The following is a 23,347-nucleotide window of genomic DNA, read 5'->3' as shown; positions in this document are numbered from 1 at the left end:
CGACAGCGATGCGCCACGGCCGTCCCCGGGGCAGCCGGCGAAGCTGGTCGTGCATCAGCTCGCCCAGGTCGGAGGCGGGGGGGGGCCGGGGGGGGGGGGGCCCCCCGGGGGGGCCCCCCCCCCCCCCCCCCACCGCTGTCTGTCCGTCCCCTCCGCGCCCAAAAGGCTTCTCCATGTTCCGCTACATCGTGCGGCGACTGCTGCAGATGGTCCTGACCTTCTTCGGGGCCACCTTTGTCGTCTACGCGTTGATGTTCGCCAACATCGACGACCCGCTCCAGGCGCTGGTCGGTGACCGTCCCCTCACCGACACCCAGCGGTCGGCGCTGAACGCGCAGTACCACCTGGACGACGGCTTCTTCACGCAGTACTGGCACTACGTGACCGGCCTGCTCACCGGCGACCTCGGGCGCTCGCTCACCGGTCGGCCGATCGGCGAGATGCTGGCCCAGGCCTGGCCGGTCACCCTGCGGCTGGCCCTGCTGGCGATCGTCATCGCGGCCGTCGTCGCGGTCGGGGCCGGTGTGCTCTCGGGGCTGCGGCGCGGCGGCGCGTTCGACACCGTGACCCTGGTGCTGACGTTGCTCGTGCTGGCCATGCCGATCGTGGTGCTGGCCCCGCTGGCCCAGCTGGTGTTCGGCATCCAGCTCGGCTGGTTCCCGCCGACCGCGACCCGCGACGCCAACCTCTACCAACTGCTGCTGCCGGCCCTGGTGCTGGGCACGCTGGTCGTCGCGACCGAGCTGCGGGTGACCCGGGCCGCGGTGGCCGAGAACCTGCGGTCCGACTACGTGCGTACGGCCCGGGCCAAGGGCCTCGCCCCCAAGCGAGTGGTCGGGGTGCATGTGCTGCGCAACTCGCTGATCCCGGTGATCACGTTGATCGGCGTCGACTTCGGTGTGCTGATGTCGGGCGCGGTGGTGACCGAGGGCGTGTTCAACATCCCCGGGGTCGGCTTCAACCTGCTCCGCGGCATCCGGACCGAGGACGGCCCGCTCGTGGTCAGCTTCGTCAGCGTCCTCGTGATCGTCTTCTTGGTGATCAACCTGATCGTCGACCTGCTCTACGCCGCCCTCGACCCCCGGATCCGCTATGAGTGACCGCAACGCCACCGTCGAGGCGCCGAAGCCGACGGGCGGCAAACCGCGCAGCCTGGCCGGTGATGCCTGGCTCGACCTGCGTACCCGCAAGATCTTCTGGATCGCGGCGGTGCTGGTCGTCGTCGTGCTGCTGATGGCGGCCTGGCCCTCTCTGTTCACCTCGGCCGACCCGAAGGACTGCCTGCTCGCCCGCAAGAACGCCGGGGCCGGTGGCGGCGCGCCCTTCGGCTACGACTTCCAGGGCTGCGACGTCTATGCCAAGACCGTGTACGGGGCCCGGGACTCGATCCTCGTCGGGGTCGCCGCCACGCTCATCGCCGGCGTGATCGGCCTGGTCGTCGGGCTGCTGGCCGGCTACTTCGGACGCTGGGTGGACGCGGTGCTGTCCCGCTTCGTCGACATCGTGCTGGCCATCCCGTTCATCCTGGGCGCGATCGTGCTGGCCCGGCGCCTGTCGTCCGACCCCGAGAGCAACGGGGTGTTCGCCGTGATCGTCACCCTCGGTGTGCTCGGCTGGACCACCGCGGCCCGGGTCATGCGCTCGGCGGTGATCTCGGCCAAGAACCAGGACTACGTGGCCGCGGCCCGGATGCTCGGCGCGAGCCCGGCCCGGCTCATGTTGCGGCACATCCTGCCCAACGCGGTCAGCCCGTTCATCGTCGTGCTGACCGTGTTGCTCGGGGTCAACATCGCGGGCGAGGCCACCCTGTCGTACCTGGGGGTGGGGCTCAAGGGCGACGCGGTCAGCTGGGGCCTGGCCATCGCCGAGGCCGGCCCGTTCGCCCGGACCGCGGCCGCCCCGCTGGTCTGGCCGTCGGTCTTCCTGGCGGCCACCGTGCTCGCCTTCATCATGCTCGGCGACGCGATCCGCGACGCCTTCGACCCGAAACTGCGGTGAGGCGCCGATGAACGAGATTACGGCTCACGTCGATGCGCTGCCCGGCCTCGACCCGCGGGCGCCGCTTCTGCACGTGGAGGATCTGCACGTCGAGTTCCGTACCCGCGACGGCGTGGCCCGCGCGGTCAACGGCGTCAACCTGTGGCTCAACCCGGGCGAGACGCTGGCCGTGCTGGGCGAATCGGGCTGCGGCAAATCGGTCACCGCGCAGGCGATCATGGGCATCCTCGACACCCCGCCCGGCCACGTCACCGGCGGGCGGGTGCTCTACCGCGGCGTCGACCTGCTGCGCCTGCCCGAGAGCGAGCGCCGCAAGGTGCGGGCCAACCGCATCGCGATGATCTTCCAGGACGCGTTGAGTGCGCTGAACCCGGTCTACACCGTCGGATTCCAGCTGGCCGAGCTCTTCCGGGTGCACCGCGGCACGTCCCGCCGGGAGGCCAAGCGCCGCGCGATCGAGCTGCTCGACCAGGTCCGCATCCCGGACGCCCGCCGCCGCGTCGACGACTACCCGCACGAGTTCTCCGGCGGCATGCGGCAACGCGTCATGATCGCCATGGCCCTCGCCCTCGACCCCGAGGTGCTGATCGCCGACGAGCCCACCACCGCCCTCGACGTCACGGTCCAGGCCCAGATCATGAGCCTGCTGGCCGACCTGCAACGCGAGCGCAACATGGGCCTGATGCTGATCACCCACGACATGGGCGTGGTGGCCGACGTGGCCGACCGGATCGCCGTCATGTACGCGGGCAAGGTCGTCGAAGAGGCACCGGTGTACGACATCTACGCCCACCCCGCCCATGCCTATACGAAGGCGTTGCTCGAATCGATCCCGCGCCTCGACCACAAGGGGCAGGCGCTCAACGTGATCCGCGGGCTGCCGCCGGCGCTCACCGACATCCCGACCGGCTGCGCGTTCCACCCCCGATGTGCGTACGCCCGGGAGATCTGCCGCCTCGAGCCGCCGCCGGCCTACCAGATCGCCCCGCACCGGGTCACGAGCTGCCACTTCGTCCGCGAGGTCCTCGGTGTCTGACTCGTTCTCTTCGTCCTCCTCGCCTTTTTCGTCCGGGAGGCCCTCGGTGTCTGACGTCGTGCTCGAGACGCGGGGCCTGGTCAAACACTTCAAGGCCCGCAAGGGCGCGGTGCGGGCGGTCGACGGCGTCGACCTGCAACTGCGCCGAGGCGAGACCCTGGGCATCGTCGGCGAATCCGGCTGCGGCAAGTCGACGCTGGCCAAACTGCTGGTCGGCCTGGAAAAACCGACCCAGGGCGAAATTCGCGTACGCGGTGAGGACCTCACCCGCCTCGGCGGCGCGGCCCTGCGCCGGTCCCGCCGCAACATCCAGATGGTGCTGCAAGACCCGTACACGTCACTCAACCCCCGGATGACGGTCGGCGACATCATCGGCGAACCGTACGACATCCACCGCGACGCGGTACCGCAGTACGGCAAGGCCCGCGCGGTGCAAGAGCTGCTGGACATCGTCGGCCTGAATCCCGACCACATCAACCGCTACCCGCACCAGTTCTCCGGCGGCCAACGCCAGCGCATCGGCATAGCGAGGGCCCTGGCCCTGCGCCCCGAAATCATCGTCTGCGACGAGCCGGTGTCCGCATTGGACGTCTCCATCCAGGCCCAGGTCATCAACCTGCTGGAAGGACTGCAAAGAGAACTGGGACTGGCGTACGTCTTCATCGCCCACGACCTGTCGGTGGTCCGCCACATCTCCGACCGGGTGGCCGTCATGTACCTGGGAAAAATCGTCGAAACCGGCAACCACGCCGCGATCTACGAACAGCCCACCCACCCGTACACGCAGGCCCTGCTGTCGGCAGTCCCCGTCCCCGACCCCCGCCTACGAGGCCGCCGCGACCACATCATGCTCGAAGGCGACGTGCCGTCCCCAGCCGACCCACCTTCGGGTTGCCGCTTCCGCACCCGCTGCTGGAAGGCCCAACCAGGCTGCGCCGACCACGAGCCCCTGCTCGAGATTCGCCAACGCAGCTCCCACCCCAGCGCCTGCCACTACGCCGAAGTCCGCCACGTGATGCGCCGCTTCTGACGGGCTGGTTGGTAACGGCGCGACGGCGAATTCTTAGCAGCGGGCGGGCGATCCAATGAGTACCGTTTCTGAGCAGCTCGATCGCGCTGACCTCGACGATCACGTCGGGCCGTGGCGTTGGCCCGGCTCTTTCTCTAGATCTAGAGGGGGCCGCGGCCGGCGCGGAGGATCATCAGGGCGACCTGGGCGCCGTCGGGGCCCAGGGCCTCGCGGAAGCGTTCGACGATCTCGCGTTCGCGGGAGAGGACCAGGCGGGTGCCGCCGCTGGCCATGCGGGTCTTGCCGACGGTTTGGGAGAGGCGGGCCCGTTCCTGCCAGAGGTCGATGAGCTGCTGGTCGATCTCGTCGATGCGTTCGCGGATGGCGCGGATCTCCTCGGCGGCCAGGGGCTCGGCGGTGCCGGTGTTCTGGTCCGTCTTCGTCGTCGTGTCGGCGCTCATGTCGTGCTCCTCGGGTGCTGGCGCTCCGGTCGAGCCGGCCCGGGCAGCATCAAGCCCCGGGCGGGAAGGCCCGGGGCTTGACGTAGGTCTGTCGTTCAGACGCAGCCTACGGTCGCCGGAGCCCCGGTGCCGTAGCCATAAAATCGCGCCTGCTGGATCACGCTGCCGAGTATGCCCCCGCTCGGAACAGCGACGCAAGAAAACCGCCCGATCTGTGGGACGGCCTGCGCAGCAGGCCGCTCCACGGAGTGACTAGGCGATGGTGCTGATGCGGTTGGCGGGGCCGGGGGCGACCGGGTCGCCGGCGCCCAGGTAGGCGACCAGGGCGTCGATGTCGAAGCCGGGGGCGGTGACGCGGCCCGTGCCGGCGGTCAGGGCCGAGAAGCCGTCACCGCCGTTGGCCAGGAAGTCGTTGGTTGTCACCTTGTAGGAGGCGGCCGGGTCGATGGGGGTGCCGTTCAGGGCCAGGTTCGAGATCTTGGAGCCGAGCGGGGCCGAGGCGCTCCACGTGTAGGTGAAACCGGCCGAGACCTGCAGGATCTTCGTCGTGGTCTGGCCGTTGTAGCCGACGAACTGCTGCTCGAGCGCCTCTTTGAGCTGCGCGCCGGTGAAGGTCTGGGTGACCACCAGGTTGTTGAACGGCTGGACGGTGAACGCCTCGCCATACGTGATCTCGCCGTTGGCCTCGCCGCCGGCCGAGGCCTCGGCGTCGAAGTCGGCCCGGATGCCGCCCGGGTTCATCAGCGCGATCTGAGCGCCCTCGCCCGTGGTGCGGGCCAGTTGGGCGTCGGCGATCACGTCACCCAGCGGACTCTCGCCGGCCGGGGTGGCGGTGCGGGTGATGTCGGCGGTGATGCGGCCGACGACCCGGTTGGCGATCGGCGCGACCGCCGTACGGTATTTGTCGGCGACCTTCTTGGCCCCGGCGTCGACCGTGGCCGGGTTCTTCAGGAAGACGCCGTTCGCGTCGCGCTGCCAGCCGCCGTTGCCGTCGGGCACACCGTTCTCGACGATCACGTTCTTGGCCGTGATCTCGGCGAACCGGCCGGTGCGCCGGTCGATCGACCAGTCGGTGTCGGTGATGAGCTGGCCGTTGGTGCCGGCGCTGGTGACGACCGACGTGCCCTTCTTGTTGGGCAGCGAGCACGAGTAGAACCGGTGGGTGTGGCCGCTGACGACCAGCCCGAACTCGGGGTTGAGCCCGGCCACGATCGGCACGATGGGGCCGGTGAAGCCGGTGCAGTCGCTGACCCCGGGCGTCGGGGTGGCCGTGGCCTGCGAGCCGCCCTCGTGCACGAGCAGCACCTGCGCCTTGACGCCGAGCAGCTTGAGCACGTTGCCCCACTTGTTGGCCGTCTCGATCTCGTCGGCGAAACGCACGTTCTGGATGCCGGCCGGGTTGACGATGGCCGCGGTGCCCTCGAGCGTCAGGCCGACGAAACCGACCGGCACGCCGTTGATGATCTTGATGTCGATCGGGGGCAGGATCGGCAGGCCGGTCTTCTTGTTGATCGTGTTGGCGGCGAGGTAGGTGAACTTCGCCCCGCCGAAACCGTCGCCGTCCTGGCAGCCGTCGGTCGGGTGGCAGCCGCCGCGCTGCAGGCGGATCAGCTCGGCCACGCCCTCGTCGAACTCGTGGTTGCCGACGGAGCTGACCTGCAGGCCGACCTGGTTCATGAGCTCGATCGTGGGCTCGTCGTGGAACGCGGCGCTGACCAGCGGGGTCGCCCCCACGAGGTCACCGGCCCCGACGGTCACCGTCTGACGACCCTCGGCCTTGGCCTCGGCCCGCAGCTTCTTGAGGTACGTGGCCAGGTACTCCACGCCACCGGCCGGGGTCGACGTGCCGGAGGCGTTGACGACCGCCCCGCTGCCCGACGGCGGGTCGATCGCGCCGTGGAAGTCGTTGTAACTGAGGAACTGACCTTTGACGGTCGTGCCCTTGGGCAGCCCGTAGTTGACGCTTACGGACTGGAACTCGGGCGGCGCGGCGGCCGCCGGTTGCGCGGGGCTGGAGGCCAGCGGCAGGGCAGCGACCACGGCCAGGGCCAGGGCCGGTGCCGCGAGGTGACGCAGCACGGTCCGGCGACGGGAACGATCCATGATGTTCTTTCCCTCGATCGAGTGTCCGGTCAACTCCGACAGCCTGATGCATAGATGCTGGTGGGCGCTATGCCCTGTGGATAACCAGTGGGCGTCTGTGCGGCGGAGGATTCTTGTCGGTGGGTCGGCATAGACTTGCGCCCGCGATGCGACCTACTTCCGAAACCCCCGACGGCACCCTGTTCGCGGTGCCTGCCACCCGTCCGCCCGCCGAGGCCCGGCCCCGCCCGAAGCGGGATCCCGAGGCGCTGCTGACCGGTCTCAACGGCCCCCAGCGCGACGCCGTCACCCATGCCGGCACGCCGCTGCTCATCGTGGCCGGCGCCGGCTCGGGCAAGACGCGGGTGCTCACCCATCGCATCGCCTATCTGCTGGCCGAGCGCGACGTCCACCCGGGCCAGATCATCGCGATCACGTTCACCAACAAGGCCGCGGGCGAGATGAAAGAGCGGGTGGCCCAGCTCGTCGGCCCGCGGGCCCGGCTCATGTGGGTTTCGACGTTCCACTCGGCTTGCGTACGCATCCTGCGCGCCGAACACGAGCATGCCGGGCTCAAGAGCACTTTCTCGATCTACGACGCCGACGACTCGCGCCGCCTGATGACGTTGGTGATCCGCGAGCTCGACCTCGACCCCAAGCGGTACTCCGCGCGCAGCCTGGCCGCCCAGGTCTCCAACCTCAAGAACGAGCTGGTCGAGCCGGAAGAGTTCAAGGACAAGGCCAAGGGCCCCAACGAACGGGCAGTCGCCGAGGCGTACGAGTTGTATCAGCGCCGCCTCCGCGAGGCCCACGCGCTCGACTTCGACGACATCATCATGGCCACCGTCCACCTGTTCCAGTCGCACCCGCACGTTGCCGAGGCTTATCGTCGCCGCTTCCGCCACGTCATGGTCGACGAATACCAGGACACCAACCACGCGCAGTACATGCTGGTGAAGGAGCTGGTGGGTGTGAAGGGCGGGGAGGTCGAGCCGGCCGAGCTGTGTGTGGTGGGTGACGCCGACCAGTCGATCTACGCGTTCCGCGGCGCCACCATCCGCAACATCCTCGAGTTCGAGCGCGACTACCCCGACGCGCGCACGATCCTGCTCGAGCAGAACTACCGCTCGACCCAGACGATCCTGTCCGCGGCCAACGCCGTGATCGACCGCAACACCTCCCGCAAGCCCAAGCGGCTCTGGAGCGATCAGGGCGCCGGTGAGCAGATCGTCGGCTACGTGGCCGACACCGAGCACGCCGAGGCCGACTGGGTGGCCCGCGAGATCGACCGGCTGGGTGACCGGGACGGCGTACGCCCGGGTGATGTTGCGGTCTTCTACCGCACCAACGCGCAGTCCCGCGTCTTCGAAGAGGTGTTCATCCGGGTCGGCCTGCCCTACAAGGTGGTCGGCGGCGTCCGGTTCTACGAGCGCAAAGAGGTCCGCGACGCGCTGGCCTATCTGCGGTCGGTGGTCAACGACGACGACACGGTGAGCATCCGCCGCGTGCTCAACACCCCCAAGCGCGGCATCGGCGATCGGGCCGAGGCCTGCGTCGAGGCGCTGTCGAGCCGCGACCGCATCTCGTTCGGCCAGGCCCTGCGCCACGCCAAGGACGCGCCCGGCATCTCGACCCGGGCCGCCAACAGCATCGGCGACTTCGTCCAGCTGCTCGACGACCTGCGCGAGATGTCCGCCACGGCCCCGCCGGAAGAGGTGCTCGAGGTCGCGCTCCAGCGTTCCGGTCTGCTCTCCGAGCTCGAAGAGAGCCTCGACCCGCAAGACCAGGGCCGCGTCGAGAACCTGCAAGAGCTCGTGAGCGTCGCCCGCGAGTACACCGAGCGGGTCGAGGCCCAGGCCGACGAGAACGACGAGGCCCCCGCGGCCACCCTGGCCGGCTTCCTCGAACAGGTGGCGCTGGTGGCCGACGCCGACCAGCTGCCCGACGACGACCCCGACCACCAGGGTGTGGTCACGCTGATGACGCTGCACACGGCCAAGGGCCTCGAGTTCCCGGTGGTCTTCCTGACCGGCCTCGAGGACGGCGTCTTCCCGCACACCCGCGCCCTCGGCGACAACAACGAGCTGGAAGAGGAGCGCCGCCTGGCCTACGTGGGCATCACCCGCGCCCGCCAGCGGCTCTACCTGTCCCGCGCGGTGACCCGGGCTGCCTGGGGCCAGCCGCAGTACAACCCGCCCTCACGGTTCACCGACGAGCTGCCGACCGAACTGGTCCGCTGGGAGCGCACGGCCGGTTCCTACACCTCGTGGTCGGGCACGGGCGGCGGCGTGGGCGGGCGCGGTGGCGGCGACCGGTCCCGCGGCGGCGGTTTTTCCGGGGGTACGCCCAAGGCCCAGCAACTGGCGAGCCGCCTCGGCATCGACGCCAGCAAGTTGTCGACCGCGAGCGAGCTGCGCCAGCAGGCGCCCAAGGTGGCGGCGGGCGATCGCGTCAACCACCAGCGCTACGGTCTGGGCCGCGTGGTGGCCGTCGAGGGCCAGGGCCCGGGCGCCCGGGCCCAGGTCGACTTCGGCGACCAGGTGATGTGGCTGATCCTGCGCCACGCCCCGATCGAAAAGATCTAGCCAACCGCGTCGAGCCGAAAACAGCCGGGCCGGGTGGAACGGCGGGTGGTCGGCCCGGCCGGGTGGTCGGCCCGGCCGGGCGGAACGGCGGGTGGTGGGCCCGGGCGGGTGGTGGGCCCGGGCGGGTGGTCGGCCCGGGCGGGTGGAGCGAACGTGGCCGGTTCGGGTCAGTCGCAGCCGGGGACGGGGACGCCGCGCTCGCGCAGCCAGGCTGTGGGCTCGATGGGGTTCTTGTAGAAGCCCTGGTGGACCTCGAAGTGCAGGTGAGGTCCGGTGGAGTGGCCGGTCGAGCCCTCGTCGCCGATCTGCTCGCCGGCCTCGACGTGCTGGCCCTCCTGGACGGCGATGGCGGACATGTGCCCGTAGTGGGTGAGGTAACCGTTGCCGTGGTCGATCAGCACCGCGAGGCCGTAGCCCTGGGCCTCACCGGCCCGGACGACGACGCCGTGGCCCGCGGCCAGGATCGGGGTGCCGTGCGGGGCGGCGATGTCGACGCCCGCGTGCAGGCGGCCCCAGCGCTGTCCGTAACACGAGGTGACCCGGCCCGACGGCATCGGGTTGACCCAGCCCGTGGCCGACTGGGTCTTCGCCTTGGCCTTGACCGGGGCCAGGGCGCGCGGCTTGACCTTGCGCGGGGCGCCGGCGGCGGCGCCCGAGGCCGGCGGCTTCCACGGCGCGACCGGGGCCTCGACGGTGGTCTCGGGCTCGGGCGCGGGGGTAGCCACGACGACGGCGACGGGCTCAGCCGAGCGGACGGCTGCTGCCGCGGTCCCACCGGCCACACCGGTGACCAGTGCGCTGGCGAGCGCGGCGGTCAGCAGAACGGCTCGGCCACGATCACTGCGCAGGGGATTGGTGACGGAGGAAAAGCTGTGCAGGAGGTTGGCGAAGGGAGGAAAGCTGCGCAGGGGACTGGTGAGAGAAGCGGCGCCGCGCAGAGGGCTCGTGGAAGAGCGGGCACCCGACTCCAGGTCGGCGGAGGTCAGCGTGCGCGGGGCGCGGTGCCGCCCGGCCTGTTCCCGGCGGTGCTGCCCGGCGGAACGGGTCTCGGCTTGGAACACCACGCGGCACAACCTCCCAGGCAGAACGACTCACCGACATCTGCCTGTCGGCCCGCCTGAAGAGATCTTGAGAGAGATGCGCCCCGGTTCACCCGACTTGCAACCGAGCGCTGCTGAGCCGCCGCGAAGACCGGGTCGGGCAGAAGCAGCTGAGCTGCCGTGGGCCGGGTCGGGTAGATGCCGCTGAGCCCCGTGAAAGCCGGGCTGCCGTGAGGGCCGAGTTGGGCAGATGCCGCTGGACCGCTGTGAAAGCTGGACCGCTGTGAAAGCTGGGCCGCTGAGTCACGCGGAGGCCGGGCAGATGCCGCTGAGCCGTCGCGAACGCCGGTGGGGTGGACCACTGGATCGAGGAGGTTGGGCGGCGGCTGAGGGGTAGGTTTTTCTCAGCGGGCCCTGGGGAGGGAGATCAGGAAGCGGCGGCCAGGCCGGCGGCGTACACCGACTCGACCTGGAGCTTGACGTCGACTCCGCGCTGACGCAGGTAGGGGATCGGGTCGGTCGGTGTGCCCTTGACGTGGATCTCGATGTGCAGGTGGGTGCCGTACGAGGCGCCCGTGTTGCCGACCTGGCCGATGACCTGCCCGGCCTTGACGGTGTCGCCCTTCTTGACGAGTACCCGCCGCGAGTGGGCGTAGATGACCTCGTTGCCCTTGTCGTCCTCGACGGTGATCGCATAGCCGTAGGCGCCGAAGTAGCCCGCCTGGGTGACCTTGCCCGCGTGGATCGCCTTGTAGGGCATGCCCTCGGGGGCGGCCAGGTCGATGCCGGCGTGCAGCTTCTCCCACCGCATGCCGTAGCCCGACGTGAAGGTGTAGTCGTCGAGGGGGAGGAGCCAGACGTCGCGCGCGGCCTCTTCGGCGCTCACCTTGGTCTTGGCGGCCGACTCGCGGCTGTTGCTACGCGAGGCAGCGTCGGTGTCGGCATCACGCTCGGCCAGTGCCTCGGCCGCGACCTGGTTGCCACCGAGGCCTTGCAGAGCCTGCGGGTCGACGGTCTTGGCGTCGGGCATGTTCGAGGCGCCCAGGGCGACAACCCCGGCCCCGGCGAAAGCGGCGGTGACGGCGATGGCGTAGCGGCTGCGCGGAGGGGTGGGTACGCGGCGACGACCCCGATAACGATCGGGCTCAGACGACAAGCGCTGGCGCACGAACAACCCTCCGTCGGTGGCAAAGGTGCGGGGCTCCGAGGCCGAGTTATCGGTGATTCGAGAGGCAACCGCGCTGTCAGATCAGGGTTAACTGCTTGACAGCCGGGAGCCACGGTAGCCAAACGTCTCCCCGGTCACAAGTCGCAGCGCCAAATCGCTGACAGTTCCTGGTCCGTATTGCTCAGCGAATGTCCGAATTGGCGGCCTTTTTGGAAGAAGTGTTCGCGCACGCGGAGTAATTGCTCTAAAAACAGAAAGTGAGGTGACGCAGAATACATTTTCGGTCACCGGTGGTGATCTCCGGTCCGGGGCGGCGGCTACCTCGCGGCGGTCCGGCAGGTTACCGTTCGTTCAGGTGACAACGCGGTCAGTCGGAGGGGCAGCATGGAAGCACGGATCAGAGTGGTGGTCGCGAAGCCGGGGCTCGACGGCCACGACCGCGGGGCCAAGGTGGTGGCCCGGGCGCTGCGCGACGCCGGCATGGAGGTCGTCTACACCGGCCTGCACCAGACGCCGGAACAGATTGTCGAGACCGCCGTCCAGGAGGACGCCAACGCGATCGGTTTGTCCGTTCTGTCCGGGGCGCACATGACATTGTTCCGGCGCGTCATCCAACTGCTCGCGGAACGAGACGCCAGTGACATCGTCGTATTCGGCGGCGGCATCATCCCGGCCGACGACATCGCGGAATTGGAAAAGCTCGGGGTGGCCCGCATTTTCACCCCGGGCGCCACTACCGCATCCATCATCGAATGGGTACGCGCCAATGTCTCGTCGCCGGTGGCGTGACCTGCCGGAACGCGAGAAATAAAAGGCAGGGGGAGAGGCCGGACGCACCCCTCACACGTCCGGCCCCTCTATGCACGATGCCCCGCCGCCACCCCTCGACCGACAGGGCATCGGCCGCCTTCGTGCCGGTTCGCCACAGCGTTCCGACACCACACTCAACGAGGCCTCCGGGGGACGGTTACGCGAAGAACGCCGGGAGTTTCCGGGTCACTCCGGCCCCGCGTGGCGCGGCCGGAACACGTACCGAAGGGTGTGCGGTCTTGCACACCGTGCACCCGCGCCTCCGGACCGGCCGTCCCGGTCGCTAGTCTGCGAATGATGGCCCGAAGGGCCGGACATTCTTATCGCCGGCGACGCCGCTAGGCCGCCGCGCACACAGGTCGGGACGCATCGGTGCGGCTTGCCGGCGCATGGCGTCGCGAGCGAAAGGAGACACGTGGACCTGTTCGAATATCAGGGGCGCGACCTCTTCGAACGGCACGGGCTGCCCGTGCTGGGCGGTGGCGTCGCCGAGACCCCGCAGGAGGCCCGGGCGATCGCCGAGCGTCTCGGCGGCAAGGTCGTGGTCAAGGCGCAGGTCAAGGTCGGGGGCCGGGGCAAGGCGGGCGGCGTCAAGCTGGCCGACGGCGCCGACGAGGCCGAGGCCCGCGCGACCGACATCCTGGGCATGGACATCAAAGGCCACACGGTCCACAAGGTGATGCTGGCCGAGACGGCCGACATCAAGGAGGAGTACTACTTCTCCTACCTGCTGGACAGGGCCAACCGCACGTTCCTGTGCATCGCCAGCGTGGCCGGCGGCATGGAGATCGAGACGGTCGCCGAGGAGCAGCCGGACCGGGTCGCCAAGATCGCCATCGACGCCGTCAAGGGCGTGGACGAGGCCAAGGCCCGCGAGATCGTCGCCGCGGCGCAGTACCCGGCCGAGGTCGCCGAGCAGATCGTCGACATCGCGGTCAAGCTGTGGCAGGCCTTCGTGGCCGAGGACGCCACCCTGGTCGAGGTCAACCCGCTGGCCAAGGTCGGCGACGGCCGGGTGCTCCTGCTGGACGCCAAGATCACGCTGGACGAGAACGCGGCGTTCCGTCACCCCGACCACGAGGCGCTGATCGACCAGTCCGCGGTCGACCCGCTGGAGCAGGCGGCCAAGGCCAAGAACCTCAACTACGTCAAGCTCGACGGCGAGGTCGGCATCATCGGCAACGGCGCGGGCCTGGTCATGTCCACTCTGGACGTGGTGGCCTACGCGGGCGAGCAGCACGGCAACGTCAAGCCGGCCAACTTCCTCGACATCGGCGGTGGCGCCAGCGCCCAGGTGATGGCCAACGGCCTCGAGATCGTGCTCGGCGACCCGGCCGTGAAGTCGGTCTTCGTCAACGTCTTCGGCGGCATCACCGCCTGTGACGAGGTCGCCAACGGCATCATCCAGGCCCTCGCCCTGCTCGGTGAGCGCGGCGAGACGGTGACCAAGCCGCTCGTGGTGCGCCTCGACGGCAACAACGCCGAGGCGGGCCGGGCCATCCTCGACGGCGCCAACAACCCGCTGGTCGAGCGGGTGGACACGATGGACGGAGCGGCCGCTCGGGCCGCCGAGCTTGCGGCTGCGGGGAAGTAATCATGGCTATCTGGCTCACCAAGGACTCCAAGGTCATCGTCCAGGGCATGACCGGCTCCGAAGGCTCCAAGCACACCCGGCGCATGCTGGCCGCGGGTACCAACGTGGTCGGCGGTGTGAACCCGCGCAAGGCCGGCACGACCGTCGACTTCGACGGCAAGGAGCTCCCGGTCTTCGCGAGCGTCGGCGAGGCCATGAAGGAGACCGGCGCCGACGTGTCGGTCATCTTCGTGCCGCCGGCGTTCACCAAGGCGGCCGTGATCGAGGCCATCGACGCCGAGATCCCGCTGGCCGTGGTCATCACCGAAGGCGTTCCGGTGCAGGACTCGGCGCACTTCTGGGCCTACAACGTGGACCGCGGTCAGAAGACCCGGATCATCGGCCCGAACTGCCCGGGCATCGCGTCGCCGGGGGCCAGCAACGCCGGCATCATCCCGGCCGACATCACCCCGGGCGGCCGCATCGGCCTGGTCAGCAAGAGCGGCACGCTGACCTACCAGCTGATGTACGAGCTGCGCGACTTCGGTTTCTCGACCGCGGTCGGCATCGGCGGCGACCCGGTCATCGGCACCACGCACATCGACGCGCTGAAGGCGTTCCAGGACGACCCGGACACCGACGCCATCGTGATGATCGGTGAGATCGGCGGCGACGCCGAGGAGCGGGCGGCCGAGTTCATCAAGGCCAACGTCACCAAGCCGGTGGTCGGCTACATCGCCGGCTTCACCGCCCCGCCCGGCAAGACCATGGGTCACGCCGGCGCGATCATCTCGGGCTCCGCGGGCACCGCGGACGCCAAGAAGGAAGCGCTCGAGGCCGCGGGGGTCAAGGTCGGCAAGACGCCGAGCGAGACCGCCCGCCTCATGCGCGAGGTCATGAGCTGACCACGCAGCAGCATTCGGCGCGCCGCCGCTCGGGTCCCCGCGACCCGAACGGCGGCGCGCCGTTGTTTTTGCATCGCCGACCCGGCTCCGGCGTGGAAAAGTAGTCGGCAATGCCGAGCACACCCGAGCGTCCCGACGACTCGGACGACCTGACGGTCGCCGAGGCGGTTCAGGTCGCCCACGACACCGAGGCGGTTCGGGTCGCCCACGACACCGAGGCGATGGAGGTCGGCCGGCCCACCGAGGCCGTGGCGACCGGCCGGGAGCAACGCACCGTCCTGGTCGACGACAAGGTGCAGGCCAACCGCGAGACCGTTCGGCTGCCGACCCAGCGCCGCCCGCCGCCGCGCCCGCAGAGCCGGGCCCCGCTACCGGTGGCGGCCGCGTTCGCCACGTTGTGGGCCGCCCTGCTGTCGTACGTCCCGGTGGCGGCCGTCGTCGGTCTCGCCCGCACGCTCGAGGGCAGCGGTGGTCTGGGCGGCGCCGCCCACGCCGGGCTGGCGGGCTGGATGCTCGGCCACGGCGTGCCCATCGGCACCTCGATCGGGGCCCTCGGGCTGGCCCCGCTGCTGCTCAGCATGCTCATCGTGTGGCGGCTCAACCGGGCTGGCCTGCACGTCACCCGGGCCGTCGGCGCCCGCCGCACCGGCTCCACCGTGCGCGCGCTGTCGGTGGCCTTCGCCATCGCCCTGACCTATTCGCTGCTGGGCTCGATCCTGGCCCTGGTCGTCGACGGCAAGGGCACCGAGGTCACCGCGGGCCGGGCCGCGCTCCACTTCTTCGTCATCGGGCTGGCCGGGGCGCTGGCCGGGTCGCTGCGCGGCACCGACGCACTCCGGGTCTGGGCCGGCCGGCTGCCGGCTCCGCTGCGCCACGGTATGCGCACCGGGGTCATGGCGGCCCTGTTCGTGCTGGCCGCCGGGGCCGCGGTCACCGGCCTCTCGATCGCCCTGGGCGGCGGCCAGGCGGCCGACATGATCTCCGCTTACCGCACCGGGGTGGCCGGTCAGGCCGGCATCACGCTGGTCAGCCTGGCCTACGGGGTGAACGGCTCGGTGTGGGCGGCGGCCTATCTGCTGGGCCCCGGCTTCGCCCTCGGCACCGGCTCGATCGTACGGCTGACCGAGGTCACGGTCGGTCCGCTGCCCACCGTCCCGCTGCTGGCCGGGCTGCCCAACGGCCCGATGGGCGCGGCCGGCACCCTGCTGCTGGCCCTGCCCGTGCTGGCCGGTGGCGCCGCCGGCTGGTTGCTGACCGTGCGCCTCAACCGGGAAGCCGCCGAAAAACGGGCGGCCGGCGAAAAAGGCGAGGGCAAGGACAAGGAAGCCAAGCCGTGGGAGATTCCCTGGTCGCTCGTGCTCGGCGGCGGCCTGATCGCGGGCCCGGTGGCCGGCCTCGTGCTCGGCCTGGCCGCGGCGTTCTCCGGCGGCCCGCTCGGCGACGGTCGGATGGCCACCATCGGCCCCGACCCGTGGGCGGTCGCCCTGCTGGCCATGGCCGTTCTCGGCGTCTCGGCCGCCCTGGGCGCGGCCGCCGCGCGGCAATTCCGTACGCCGAAAGCCTGAAGGGGACACCCCAGCGGGGTGCCCCCTCGCGGAAGACCGAAGACGACTCAGTTACCCGAGTTGTTGGTGATGTCTTCCCAGTTGATGTTCTGGCCGGCGGTGACCGCCCAGATCAGCAGCGCGATACCCAGCACGGCGCCGACAGCACCGGTGATCAGACCGGCCATCGCCTGGCTGCGGTTGGTGGCCCGCCCGGCGTTGGCCTTCTGCAGGCCGAGGTAGCTGACGACCGCGGCCGCGATGCCCAGCGGGATGCCGAGGTAGAAGCAGCAGACCAGCGGGATCGAGACGATGCCGAGGATCATGCCGACGAGGCCCTGGGTGTTCTGCGGGGCGGCCGGCATGCCACCCGGCTCGCCACCCGGGGGGCCGTAGTAAGGGGGTGGGGTAGTCACGGGCTGTCCTCCAGTTGAGGGCTAAATGATGAGGACCGGCAGCGTATCCGATGATCAGCGGTTTTGCGTGCCTGCCGAGCCGCCCCGTTGTCGGTCGTCCCACCCTGCGGCGATAGGGTTGTCGGGTGACCGACCCCGCGCCCGCCCGCCTGGTCGTCCTCGTCTCCGGTTCGGGCAGCAACCTGCAGGCCCTGCTCGACGCGTCCGCCGACCCCGCCTACGGCGCGCAGGTCGTGGCCGTCGGCGCCGACCGTGACGGCATCGCCGGCCTCGACCGGGCCGCCGCGGCCGGTGTGCCGACCTTTGTCGACTCGGTCAAGGCGTACGAGACCCGGGACGACTGGGACGCCGCCCTCGCCGCCCACGTCGCCGAGTTCAAGCCCGATCTGGTCGTCTCGGCCGGCTTCCTCAAGCTCGTCGGGCCGCAGTTCCTGGCCGCGTTCGGCGACCGCTACATCAACACGCACAACGCGCTGCTGCCGGCCTTCCCCGGCATGCACGGCCCGCGCGACGCGCTCGCCTACGGCGTCAAGATCGCCGGGGCGACCCTCTTCTTCGTCGACGCCGGCGTCGACACCGGACCGATCATCGCCCAGGTCGCTGTGCCCGTGCTCGACGACGACACGGAGGACACGCTGACCGAGCGGATCAAGGTGGCCGAGCGGGCCCAGCTGGTCGACCAGGTCGGCCGTCTGGTGCGCGCGGGCTGGACCATCAAGAACAGGAAGGTACGCATTCCATGAGCACGTCCGACGAGGGCCGTCGCCCGATCAAGCGGGCCCTGCTGAGCGTCTACGACAAGACCGGCCTCGTCGAGCTGGCCCAGGCCCTGGCCGCGGCCGGTGTCGAGATCGTCTCCACCGGTTCGACCGCCGCCACGGTCGAGGCCGCGGGCGTGCCGGTCACCCGGGTCGAAGAGCTCACCGGCTTCCCCGAGTCCCTCGACGGCCGGGTCAAGACGCTGCACCCGCGCGTGCACGCCGGGCTGCTGGCCGACCTGCGGCTCGAGAGTCACGCCGCCCAGCTGGCCGAGCTCGAGGTCCAGCCGTTCGACCTGCTGGTCAGCAACCTCTACCCGTTCACGCAGACGGTGGCGTCGGGCGCGAGCGTCGACGAGTGCGTCGAGCAGATCGACATCGGCGGCCCGGCCATGGTCCGCTCGGCGGCCAAGAACCACCCCTCGGTCGCCGTGGTCACGACCGTCGAGGCGTACGGGCTGATCCTGGACGCCGTCAAGAACGGTGGCTTCACGCTGACCCAGCGCAAGGCGCTCGCGGCCCGCGCCTTCGCCGACATCGCCGAGTACGACGTCGCGGTGGCCAACTGGTCGGCGACGACGCTGGTCGAGGAGGCGGGCTGGCCCGCGTTCGCCGGCATCGCGCTGACGAAGAAGAACAACTTGCGCTACGGCGAGAACCCGCACCAGCAGGCCGCGCTCTACGCCGACCCGGGCGCCCCGGCCGGGCTGGCCCAGGCCGAGCTGGTGCACGGCGGCGAGCTGTCGTTCAACAACTACGTCGACGCCGACGCCGCCTGGCGCAGCGCCAACGACTTCGACCAGCCCTGCGTCGCGATCATCAAGCACGCCAACCCGTGCGGCATCGCCATCGGGGCCGACGTGGCCGAGGCTCACCGCAAGGCCAACGAGTGCGACCCGGTCTCGGCCTTCGGCGGTGTCATCGCGGTCAACCGCGAGGTCACGCAGGCGATGGCCAAGCAGCTCGACGGCATCTTCACCGAGGTCATCGTCGCCCCGTCGTACGAGGCGGGCGCGCTCGAGATCTTCCGGGCCAAGAAGAAGCTGCGCGTGCTGGTCGCCCCGGCCTGGAACCCGGCCGCGGCCGAGGTGAAGCAGATCGGCGGCGGCGCCCTCATCCAGCTGGCCGACCGCATCGACGCCCCCGGCGACGACCCGGCCACCTGGACGCTGGCCACGGGCGAGGCCGCCACCGCCGACGAGCTGGCCGACCTGGCCTTCGCCTGGCGGGCAATCCGCAGCGTCAAGAGCAACGCGATCCTGCTGGCCTCGGGCGGCGCCACCGTCGGCGTCGGCATGGGCCAGGTCAACCGGGTCGACTCGGCCCACCTGGCCGTCAACCGGGCCGGCGCCGACCGGGCCAAGGGCAGCGTGGCCGCGTCCGACGCGTTCTTCCCGTTCCCCGACGGGCTCGAGGTGCTGATCGCGGCCGGCGTCAAGGCGGTCGTGCAGCCGGGCGGCTCGATCCGCGACGACAAGGTGATCGAGGCGGCCGCGAAGGCCGGCCTGACCGTCTACCTCACCGGCACCCGGCACTTCTACCACGGCTGATGACCGACCTCGTCCAGGACGAGACCTTCCGCGGCCGGGACTGGGCGCTGGAAGAGGTCACCGGCGTGCGCTACGAGGACTGCGCGTTCCACGACGTCGACTGGTCGGAGGCGCGGCTGACCGGCTGCGTCTTCACCAACTGCACGTTCGGCAACGTCCGGTTCAACGCGGCCACGCTGGAACGGGTGGCCGTCATGCAGTCGACCCTGCAGCGGTGCTCGTTCTTCGACGCCACGTTGAGCGACTGCAAGCTGACTGGCACCCAGTTCATCGACTGCGGGTTGCGGCCGATCACGGTCGAGGGCGGCGACTGGGGTTTCGTGTCGCTGCGCGGGCAGAACCTGACCGGGGCCCGGCTCTCCGGCCTGCGGCTGCGCGAGGCCGACCTGCTCGGGGCCGATCTCAGCCGAGCCGACCTGCGCGACGCCGATCTGTCCAACGCCCGGCTCACCGACGCGACCCTCAAGGGGGCCGACCTGCGCGGCGCCGACCTCGACGGGGTGGAACTGCGCGGGGTCGACCTCACCGGGGCCACCATCGACATGGATCAAGCGGTCCGGTTCGCCACCGCTCACGGTGCGACAGTGGCTTAACTCGCGTTGAGGCGACCGGCCGGTAATACCTCTGTAACCGACTGATAGCGTCCGGAAAAACGTCCCGGAGACTGGGAGTGGATAGAGCTATGGGCAAGAAGGTAACCGTCGTAGGTGCCGGTTTCTACGGCTCGACGACCGCGCAGCGCCTGGCCGAGTACGACATCTTCGACACCGTCGTGCTGACCGACATCATCGACGGCAAGCCGGCTGGTCTCGCGCTCGACATGAACCAGTCCCGGCCGATCGAGGGCTTCGAGACCAAGATCGTCGGCGTCACCACCGGCACCAACGGTGAGGGCTACGAGGCCATCGAGGGCTCCGACGTGGTCGTGGTGACCGCGGGTCTGCCCCGCAAGCCGGGCATGAGCCGCATGGACCTGCTCGAGGTCAACGCCAAGATCGTGCGCCAGGTGGCCGAGAACATCGCCAAGTACGCGCCCAACGCCGTCGTCATCGTGGTCTCGAACCCGGTCGACGAGATGACCGCGCTGGCCCAGCTGGCCACCCAGTTCCCTAAGAACCGGGTGTTCGGCCAGGCCGGGGTGCTGGACACCGCGCGCTTCACCAACTCGATCGCCGAGACCCTCGCGGTGCCGGTCAAGAGCGTCAAGGCGCTCACGCTGGGCTCGCACGGCGACACCATGGTCCCGGTTCCCTCGCGCTGCACCGTCGACGGCAAGCCGCTGTCCGACCTGCTGCCGGCCGAGAAGATCGAGGAGCTCGTCGTCCGTACCCGTAACGGCGGCGCCGAGGTGGTCGCGCTGCTCAAGACCGGTTCGGCCTACTACGCGCCGTCGGCCGCGGCCGCCCGCATGGCCAAGGCCGTGGTCGAGGACTCCGGCGCTGTGCTGCCGGTCTGCGCCTGGGTCGACGGCGAGTACGGCATCAACGGCGTCTACCTGGGTGTCGAGGCCCAGATCGGCGCCGAGGGCATCAAGAAGGTCGTCGAGGACAAGCTGACCGACACCGAGCTGGCCGGCCTCAAGGAGGCCGCCGAGGCGGTCCGGGCCAAGCAGGCGGACGTCGCCAACCTCTGAGTCCTTGTGAGGGGAAAGGCCGGGGCGTTTGTCCCGGCCTTTCTTTTTGTACGCGCCATGACCGCCGATCGGCGCAGGCCGTGCTCGCAGACAGGGCAGACAGACCTGTTCGTTCAGCGCCGCACGAACGGCATCCCCAGGTGTGACACCGCGGTGATCGCCCCTCTGGACCTCGCCTCTTGCAAGAGCGATCGCCGGCTCAGCTGGGCGGCCGCGGGATCCATATCGCTGTCGTAGGGCAGTTCAGGGTGCAGCAGCTGGATCGCGTGCACGAGCAGATCACCGGTCACGAGCAGGCTGTCGTCGCCCGACTCGACCCAGACCGACTGGTGACCCGGGGTGTGGCCCGGAGTCGGCACCACGCGCACGCCCGGCGCCAGCACCCGATCACCGTCGAGCACCTCGAGCCGCCCGGCCGCGCGCAGCGGCTCGATCAGCAGGTCGTACTGCCCGGCCTGATCCCGCCGGGCCGCATACGCGTCGACGTCGGCCCGCTGCACCACCACGCGCGCTGACGTGAACGGTGAGTCCCGCGGCACGGCCCACCCCATGTGGTCGTTGTGCAGGTGGGTCAGCACGATGGCGGCCACGTCGCCGGGCGCGATCCCGGCCTCGGCCAGCGCGTCGGGCAGCCGCCCCGGCACCGGCGCCCAGTCCGCGGCGAGCGACCCGGCCGGCCCGATGCCCGCGTCCACCAGGACGACCGGGCCGGTTCCGACCCGTACGGCATAGCTCCGGAACCTCAGCAGCCACTCACCGTCGGCCGTCCGGGCGGCGGGATCGAAAGCGTCGGCCGCAGCCCACTGCTCGGTCGTGGCCGTCGGGAACGCCTCGGCCCGGGGCGCGAAGAAGGGCCCGGCCGCGTCCTCGACGGCGACGACGGTGAGCGGCCCGACCTGATGTGTCACTGGCATGGGGCCCATTGTGGCCGCTCGATCAGTCCGGGACGGACACCACCAGCAGCGCGACGTCGTCCTCGCGGGCCGTGGCCGTGATGCTGTCGGCCAGCAGCGCGTCGGCCAGCTTGTCGGGCGCGTCACCGCCGTGGGCGACCAGGGCCGCGTGCAGCCGGCGGTACCCGTCGTCGATGGTGGCCGTACGGGTCTCGACCAGCCCGTCTGTGTGCAGCACGAGCGTGGCCCCGGCGGGCAGGCGGACCGTGTGGTTGCGTCGGGAGATGCGGCGTCCGGCCCCCAGCAGCGGATCGCGGCCCTCGAGCATCGAAACCTCATTGCCGACGAGCAGCGACGGCGGTGGGTGCCCGGCGTTGGACCAGGTCAGGATGTGTTCGCCGGTCGGGCCCGGGTCGAGGTAGGCCAGCACCACCGTCGCGATGCCGTCCAGGCCCAGCGCGTGGCCCGTGTGTTCGAGCCGGCGCAGCAGGGCCGAGGGCGGCTCGTGCCGGTCGATCAGCAGGGTGCGCAGCATGCTGCGGTATTCGCTCATCTTGGCCGCGGCGTCGATGCTGTGCCCGGCCACGTCGCCGATCACGAGCGCGAGCCGGCCGCCGTCCAGGCTGACCGCGTCGTACCAGTCGCCGCCGACGTGGTCCTCGTGGTGGGCGGGCTGGTAGCGCGCGGCCATCCGGATGTGATGGTGCCGCGGCAGCGGCGTGAGCAGGGCCTTCTGCATGGTGGCGGCGGCGGTGCGCCGGTCTTCGAGCAGCCGCAGCCGGGCCAGGGTCTGCGCTACGTAGCCGGCCAGCGCCACCAGGACGGCCTGCTCGCCGTCGTCGACCGTGTGCGGCACCTTCCAGGTGAAGGTGAGTGCGCCGATCGGCCCGGCCGGCCCGAGCAGCGGCACGCTGGCCGCGGACTGCCAGCCCATCTCGTCGAAGGTCTCCGCAGCGTCCGGCGTCACCGCCCCCACCGCTGCGCGATCGGCCAGCAGGACCGGTTTGGCCGTGGTCGCGGCCAGGGCCGACGGCGTGGTGCGGAGCCGGCCGTAGTGCCGCCACCGCTCGGCCGTCGTCGCCGGGAGCAACCGGCCCGAGGCGAGCAGGAGGTGCCCGGTGTCGTCGAGCACCGAGAAGCCGACGTAGGCCGGGTCCAGGGTGCCGCTGACCAGGTCGCGTACCGTCTCGACGACCTCGTCCGGGGTGAGTGTCGCGCCCAGCGCTGTGCTGGCCCGCAGCAGCAGTTGGCTGCGGTCGAAGGCCAGGTCGCTGCGATGCGTGGCGATCCGCAGCCGCAGGCTGTCCGAGCAGCTCGCGGCCAGGTCGGCGAGCAGGCTCAGCTCGGCCTGGGTCCAGGCCCGGGGCTCGGTGTCGATGGCGCAGAGTGAGCCCAGCACCTCGCCGTTGGCGTCGGTCAGCGGGATCCCGGCGTAACCGACCACGCCGAGGTCTTCGATGGCCAGGTTGTCGCGGACCCGGGGGTCGAGCCGGGCATCGGTGACGATCAGGGGTTCGGCCGTGGCCACGACGTGCTGGCAGAAGGAGTGCGACAACGGGGTCTGCCGCCGGCCCAGCCAGGGTTCGCCCAGACCGCAGGCGCCCGGGAAATACTGCCGGTCGGGCCCGACCAGCGTCACCAGGGCCACCGGCACCCGCATCACGAGCCGGACCATTGCGGCGAACCGGTCGAAAGCCGGGTCGGCGATGGCGTCCAGGCCCGTACGCCCCAGTGCGTTGAGCCGGGTCAGGCTGATCAGGGCAGAGTTGAGCAGATCACCCATCGAGCCGCTCACAGTCCTTTCGTCGCACCCGCCGTCTCACATTTTGCCACCGGGCCTCGAGCCTAAACAGGGGCCGAGCGGTCGGCGGGACCGCCGGTTCCGG

20 protein-coding genes are annotated in these 23,347 nt (G+C 70.5%); 13 read left to right on the top strand and 7 right to left on the bottom strand.

What is annotated here, in order from left to right:
• The first annotated feature begins 173 nt into the window (after positions 1 to 173).
• The 4 genes from M1L60_RS42055 to M1L60_RS42040 are packed head-to-tail and all read left to right on the top strand — an operon-like array spanning position 174 to position 4,064.
• Positions 174 to 1,100 (top strand): ABC transporter permease, encoded by a 927-nt coding sequence (locus M1L60_RS42055; protein WP_253243195.1) that lies wholly within the window; start codon positions 174 to 176, stop codon positions 1,098 to 1,100.
• Positions 1,093 to 1,998 carry an ABC transporter permease gene (locus M1L60_RS42050; RefSeq protein ID WP_253243194.1) on the top strand — a complete coding sequence of 302 codons (906 nt, stop codon included), beginning with the start codon at positions 1,093 to 1,095 and terminating at the stop codon, positions 1,996 to 1,998. The genes M1L60_RS42055 and M1L60_RS42050 overlap by 8 nt, the downstream gene beginning before the upstream one ends.
• 7 nt (positions 1,999 to 2,005) lie before the next feature.
• The gene (locus tag M1L60_RS42045; RefSeq protein ID WP_253243193.1) at positions 2,006 to 3,034 is read left to right on the top strand and encodes an ABC transporter ATP-binding protein; all 1,029 of its coding nucleotides are present in this window, start codon (positions 2,006 to 2,008) and stop codon (positions 3,032 to 3,034) included.
• A gap of 46 nt (positions 3,035 to 3,080) precedes the next feature.
• Positions 3,081 to 4,064 carry an ABC transporter ATP-binding protein gene (locus M1L60_RS42040; protein ID WP_253243192.1) on the top strand — a complete coding sequence of 328 codons (984 nt, stop codon included), beginning with the start codon at positions 3,081 to 3,083 and terminating at the stop codon, positions 4,062 to 4,064.
• 140 nt (positions 4,065 to 4,204) lie between these two features.
• Here the strand turns inward: M1L60_RS42040 and M1L60_RS42035 are convergent, their stop codons facing one another.
• Both M1L60_RS42035 and M1L60_RS42030 read right to left on the bottom strand, forming a co-directional pair.
• Positions 4,205 to 4,504, bottom strand: a complete 300-nt coding sequence (locus M1L60_RS42035; protein ID WP_253243191.1) for a chorismate mutase — start codon at positions 4,502 to 4,504, stop codon at positions 4,205 to 4,207.
• 252 nt (positions 4,505 to 4,756) lie between these two features.
• Positions 4,757 to 6,607 carry a bifunctional metallophosphatase/5'-nucleotidase gene (locus M1L60_RS42030; RefSeq protein WP_253243190.1) on the bottom strand — a complete coding sequence of 617 codons (1,851 nt, stop codon included), beginning with the start codon at positions 6,605 to 6,607 and terminating at the stop codon, positions 4,757 to 4,759.
• Between the two features lie 146 nt (positions 6,608 to 6,753).
• Here M1L60_RS42030 and pcrA point away from each other — a divergent pair, with 146 nt between their 5' ends.
• Entirely contained in the window at positions 6,754 to 9,171 is a 2,418-nt protein-coding gene (gene pcrA / locus M1L60_RS42025; RefSeq protein ID WP_253243189.1) for a DNA helicase PcrA, read from the top strand.
• Between the two features lie 167 nt (positions 9,172 to 9,338).
• Here pcrA and M1L60_RS42020 read toward each other — a convergent pair whose 3' ends face one another.
• Together M1L60_RS42020 and M1L60_RS42015 are read right to left on the bottom strand one after the other, a co-directional pair.
• Positions 9,339 to 10,235: a M23 family metallopeptidase gene (locus M1L60_RS42020; RefSeq protein WP_253243188.1), complete on the bottom strand. Its 897-nt coding sequence runs from the start codon at positions 10,233 to 10,235 to the stop codon at positions 9,339 to 9,341.
• 403 nt (positions 10,236 to 10,638) lie between these two features.
• Positions 10,639 to 11,379 carry a M23 family metallopeptidase gene (locus M1L60_RS42015; RefSeq protein ID WP_253243187.1) on the bottom strand — a complete coding sequence of 247 codons (741 nt, stop codon included), beginning with the start codon at positions 11,377 to 11,379 and terminating at the stop codon, positions 10,639 to 10,641.
• Positions 11,380 to 11,763: 384 nt separating this feature from the next.
• On the opposite strand from M1L60_RS42015, the gene icmB reads away from it, so the two are divergent.
• The 4 genes from icmB to M1L60_RS41995 all read left to right on the top strand — a co-directional run bounded on the left by icmB (position 11,764) and on the right by M1L60_RS41995 (position 16,232).
• Positions 11,764 to 12,168 carry a coenzyme B12-dependent isobutyryl CoA mutase small subunit gene (gene icmB / locus M1L60_RS42010; protein WP_253243186.1) on the top strand — a complete coding sequence of 135 codons (405 nt, stop codon included), beginning with the start codon at positions 11,764 to 11,766 and terminating at the stop codon, positions 12,166 to 12,168.
• 436 nt (positions 12,169 to 12,604) lie between these two features.
• Entirely contained in the window at positions 12,605 to 13,783 is a 1,179-nt protein-coding gene (sucC, locus tag M1L60_RS42005; RefSeq protein WP_253243185.1) for an ADP-forming succinate--CoA ligase subunit beta, read from the top strand.
• 2 nt (positions 13,784 to 13,785) lie between these two features.
• Complete coding sequence (sucD, locus tag M1L60_RS42000; RefSeq protein WP_253243184.1) at positions 13,786 to 14,667, top strand: succinate--CoA ligase subunit alpha; 882 nt, start codon at positions 13,786 to 13,788, stop codon at positions 14,665 to 14,667.
• A gap of 110 nt (positions 14,668 to 14,777) precedes the next feature.
• Complete coding sequence (locus M1L60_RS41995) at positions 14,778 to 16,232, top strand: cell division protein PerM (RefSeq protein WP_253243183.1); 1,455 nt, start codon at positions 14,778 to 14,780, stop codon at positions 16,230 to 16,232.
• 47 nt (positions 16,233 to 16,279) lie between these two features.
• On the opposite strand, the gene M1L60_RS41990 is transcribed toward M1L60_RS41995, so the two are convergent.
• Positions 16,280 to 16,627 carry a DUF4190 domain-containing protein gene (locus tag M1L60_RS41990; protein ID WP_253243182.1) on the bottom strand — a complete coding sequence of 116 codons (348 nt, stop codon included), beginning with the start codon at positions 16,625 to 16,627 and terminating at the stop codon, positions 16,280 to 16,282.
• Between the two features lie 125 nt (positions 16,628 to 16,752).
• Here M1L60_RS41990 and purN point away from each other — a divergent pair, with 125 nt between their 5' ends.
• The 4 genes from purN (at position 16,753) to mdh (ending at position 20,568) form a co-directional block, all read left to right on the top strand.
• Positions 16,753 to 17,370: a phosphoribosylglycinamide formyltransferase gene (gene purN / locus M1L60_RS41985; protein WP_253243181.1), complete on the top strand. Its 618-nt coding sequence runs from the start codon at positions 16,753 to 16,755 to the stop codon at positions 17,368 to 17,370.
• Positions 17,367 to 18,935: a bifunctional phosphoribosylaminoimidazolecarboxamide formyltransferase/IMP cyclohydrolase gene (gene purH, locus M1L60_RS41980; protein ID WP_253243180.1), complete on the top strand. Its 1,569-nt coding sequence runs from the start codon at positions 17,367 to 17,369 to the stop codon at positions 18,933 to 18,935. Before purN ends, purH begins: the two co-directional genes overlap by 4 nt.
• Positions 18,935 to 19,528, top strand: coding sequence for a pentapeptide repeat-containing protein (locus M1L60_RS41975; protein WP_253243179.1), 594 nt, complete (start codon positions 18,935 to 18,937; stop codon positions 19,526 to 19,528). Before purH ends, M1L60_RS41975 begins: the two co-directional genes overlap by 1 nt.
• A gap of 89 nt (positions 19,529 to 19,617) precedes the next feature.
• Positions 19,618 to 20,568, top strand: a complete 951-nt coding sequence (mdh, locus tag M1L60_RS41970; RefSeq protein ID WP_253243178.1) for a malate dehydrogenase — start codon at positions 19,618 to 19,620, stop codon at positions 20,566 to 20,568.
• Positions 20,569 to 20,681: 113 nt separating this feature from the next.
• Here the strand turns inward: mdh and M1L60_RS41965 are convergent, their stop codons facing one another.
• The gene (locus M1L60_RS41965; protein WP_253243177.1) at positions 20,682 to 21,482 is read right to left on the bottom strand and encodes an MBL fold metallo-hydrolase; all 801 of its coding nucleotides are present in this window, start codon (positions 21,480 to 21,482) and stop codon (positions 20,682 to 20,684) included.
• A 22-nt stretch (positions 21,483 to 21,504) separates the two neighbouring features.
• On the bottom strand, positions 21,505 to 23,256 hold the full coding sequence (locus tag M1L60_RS41960) for a SpoIIE family protein phosphatase (protein ID WP_253243176.1): 1,752 nt from the start codon (positions 23,254 to 23,256) through the stop codon (positions 21,505 to 21,507).
• Positions 23,257 to 23,347: the final 91 nt, after the last annotated feature.

The sequence above is a fragment of the Paractinoplanes aksuensis genome (assembly GCF_024137025.1).
In the GTDB taxonomy this organism is placed as follows: Bacteria; Actinomycetota; Actinomycetes; order Mycobacteriales; family Micromonosporaceae; genus Actinoplanes; species Actinoplanes aksuensis.
The sequence above is the reverse complement of the archived record's forward strand: the minus strand, read 5'-3'. Positions and strand labels throughout refer to the sequence as shown.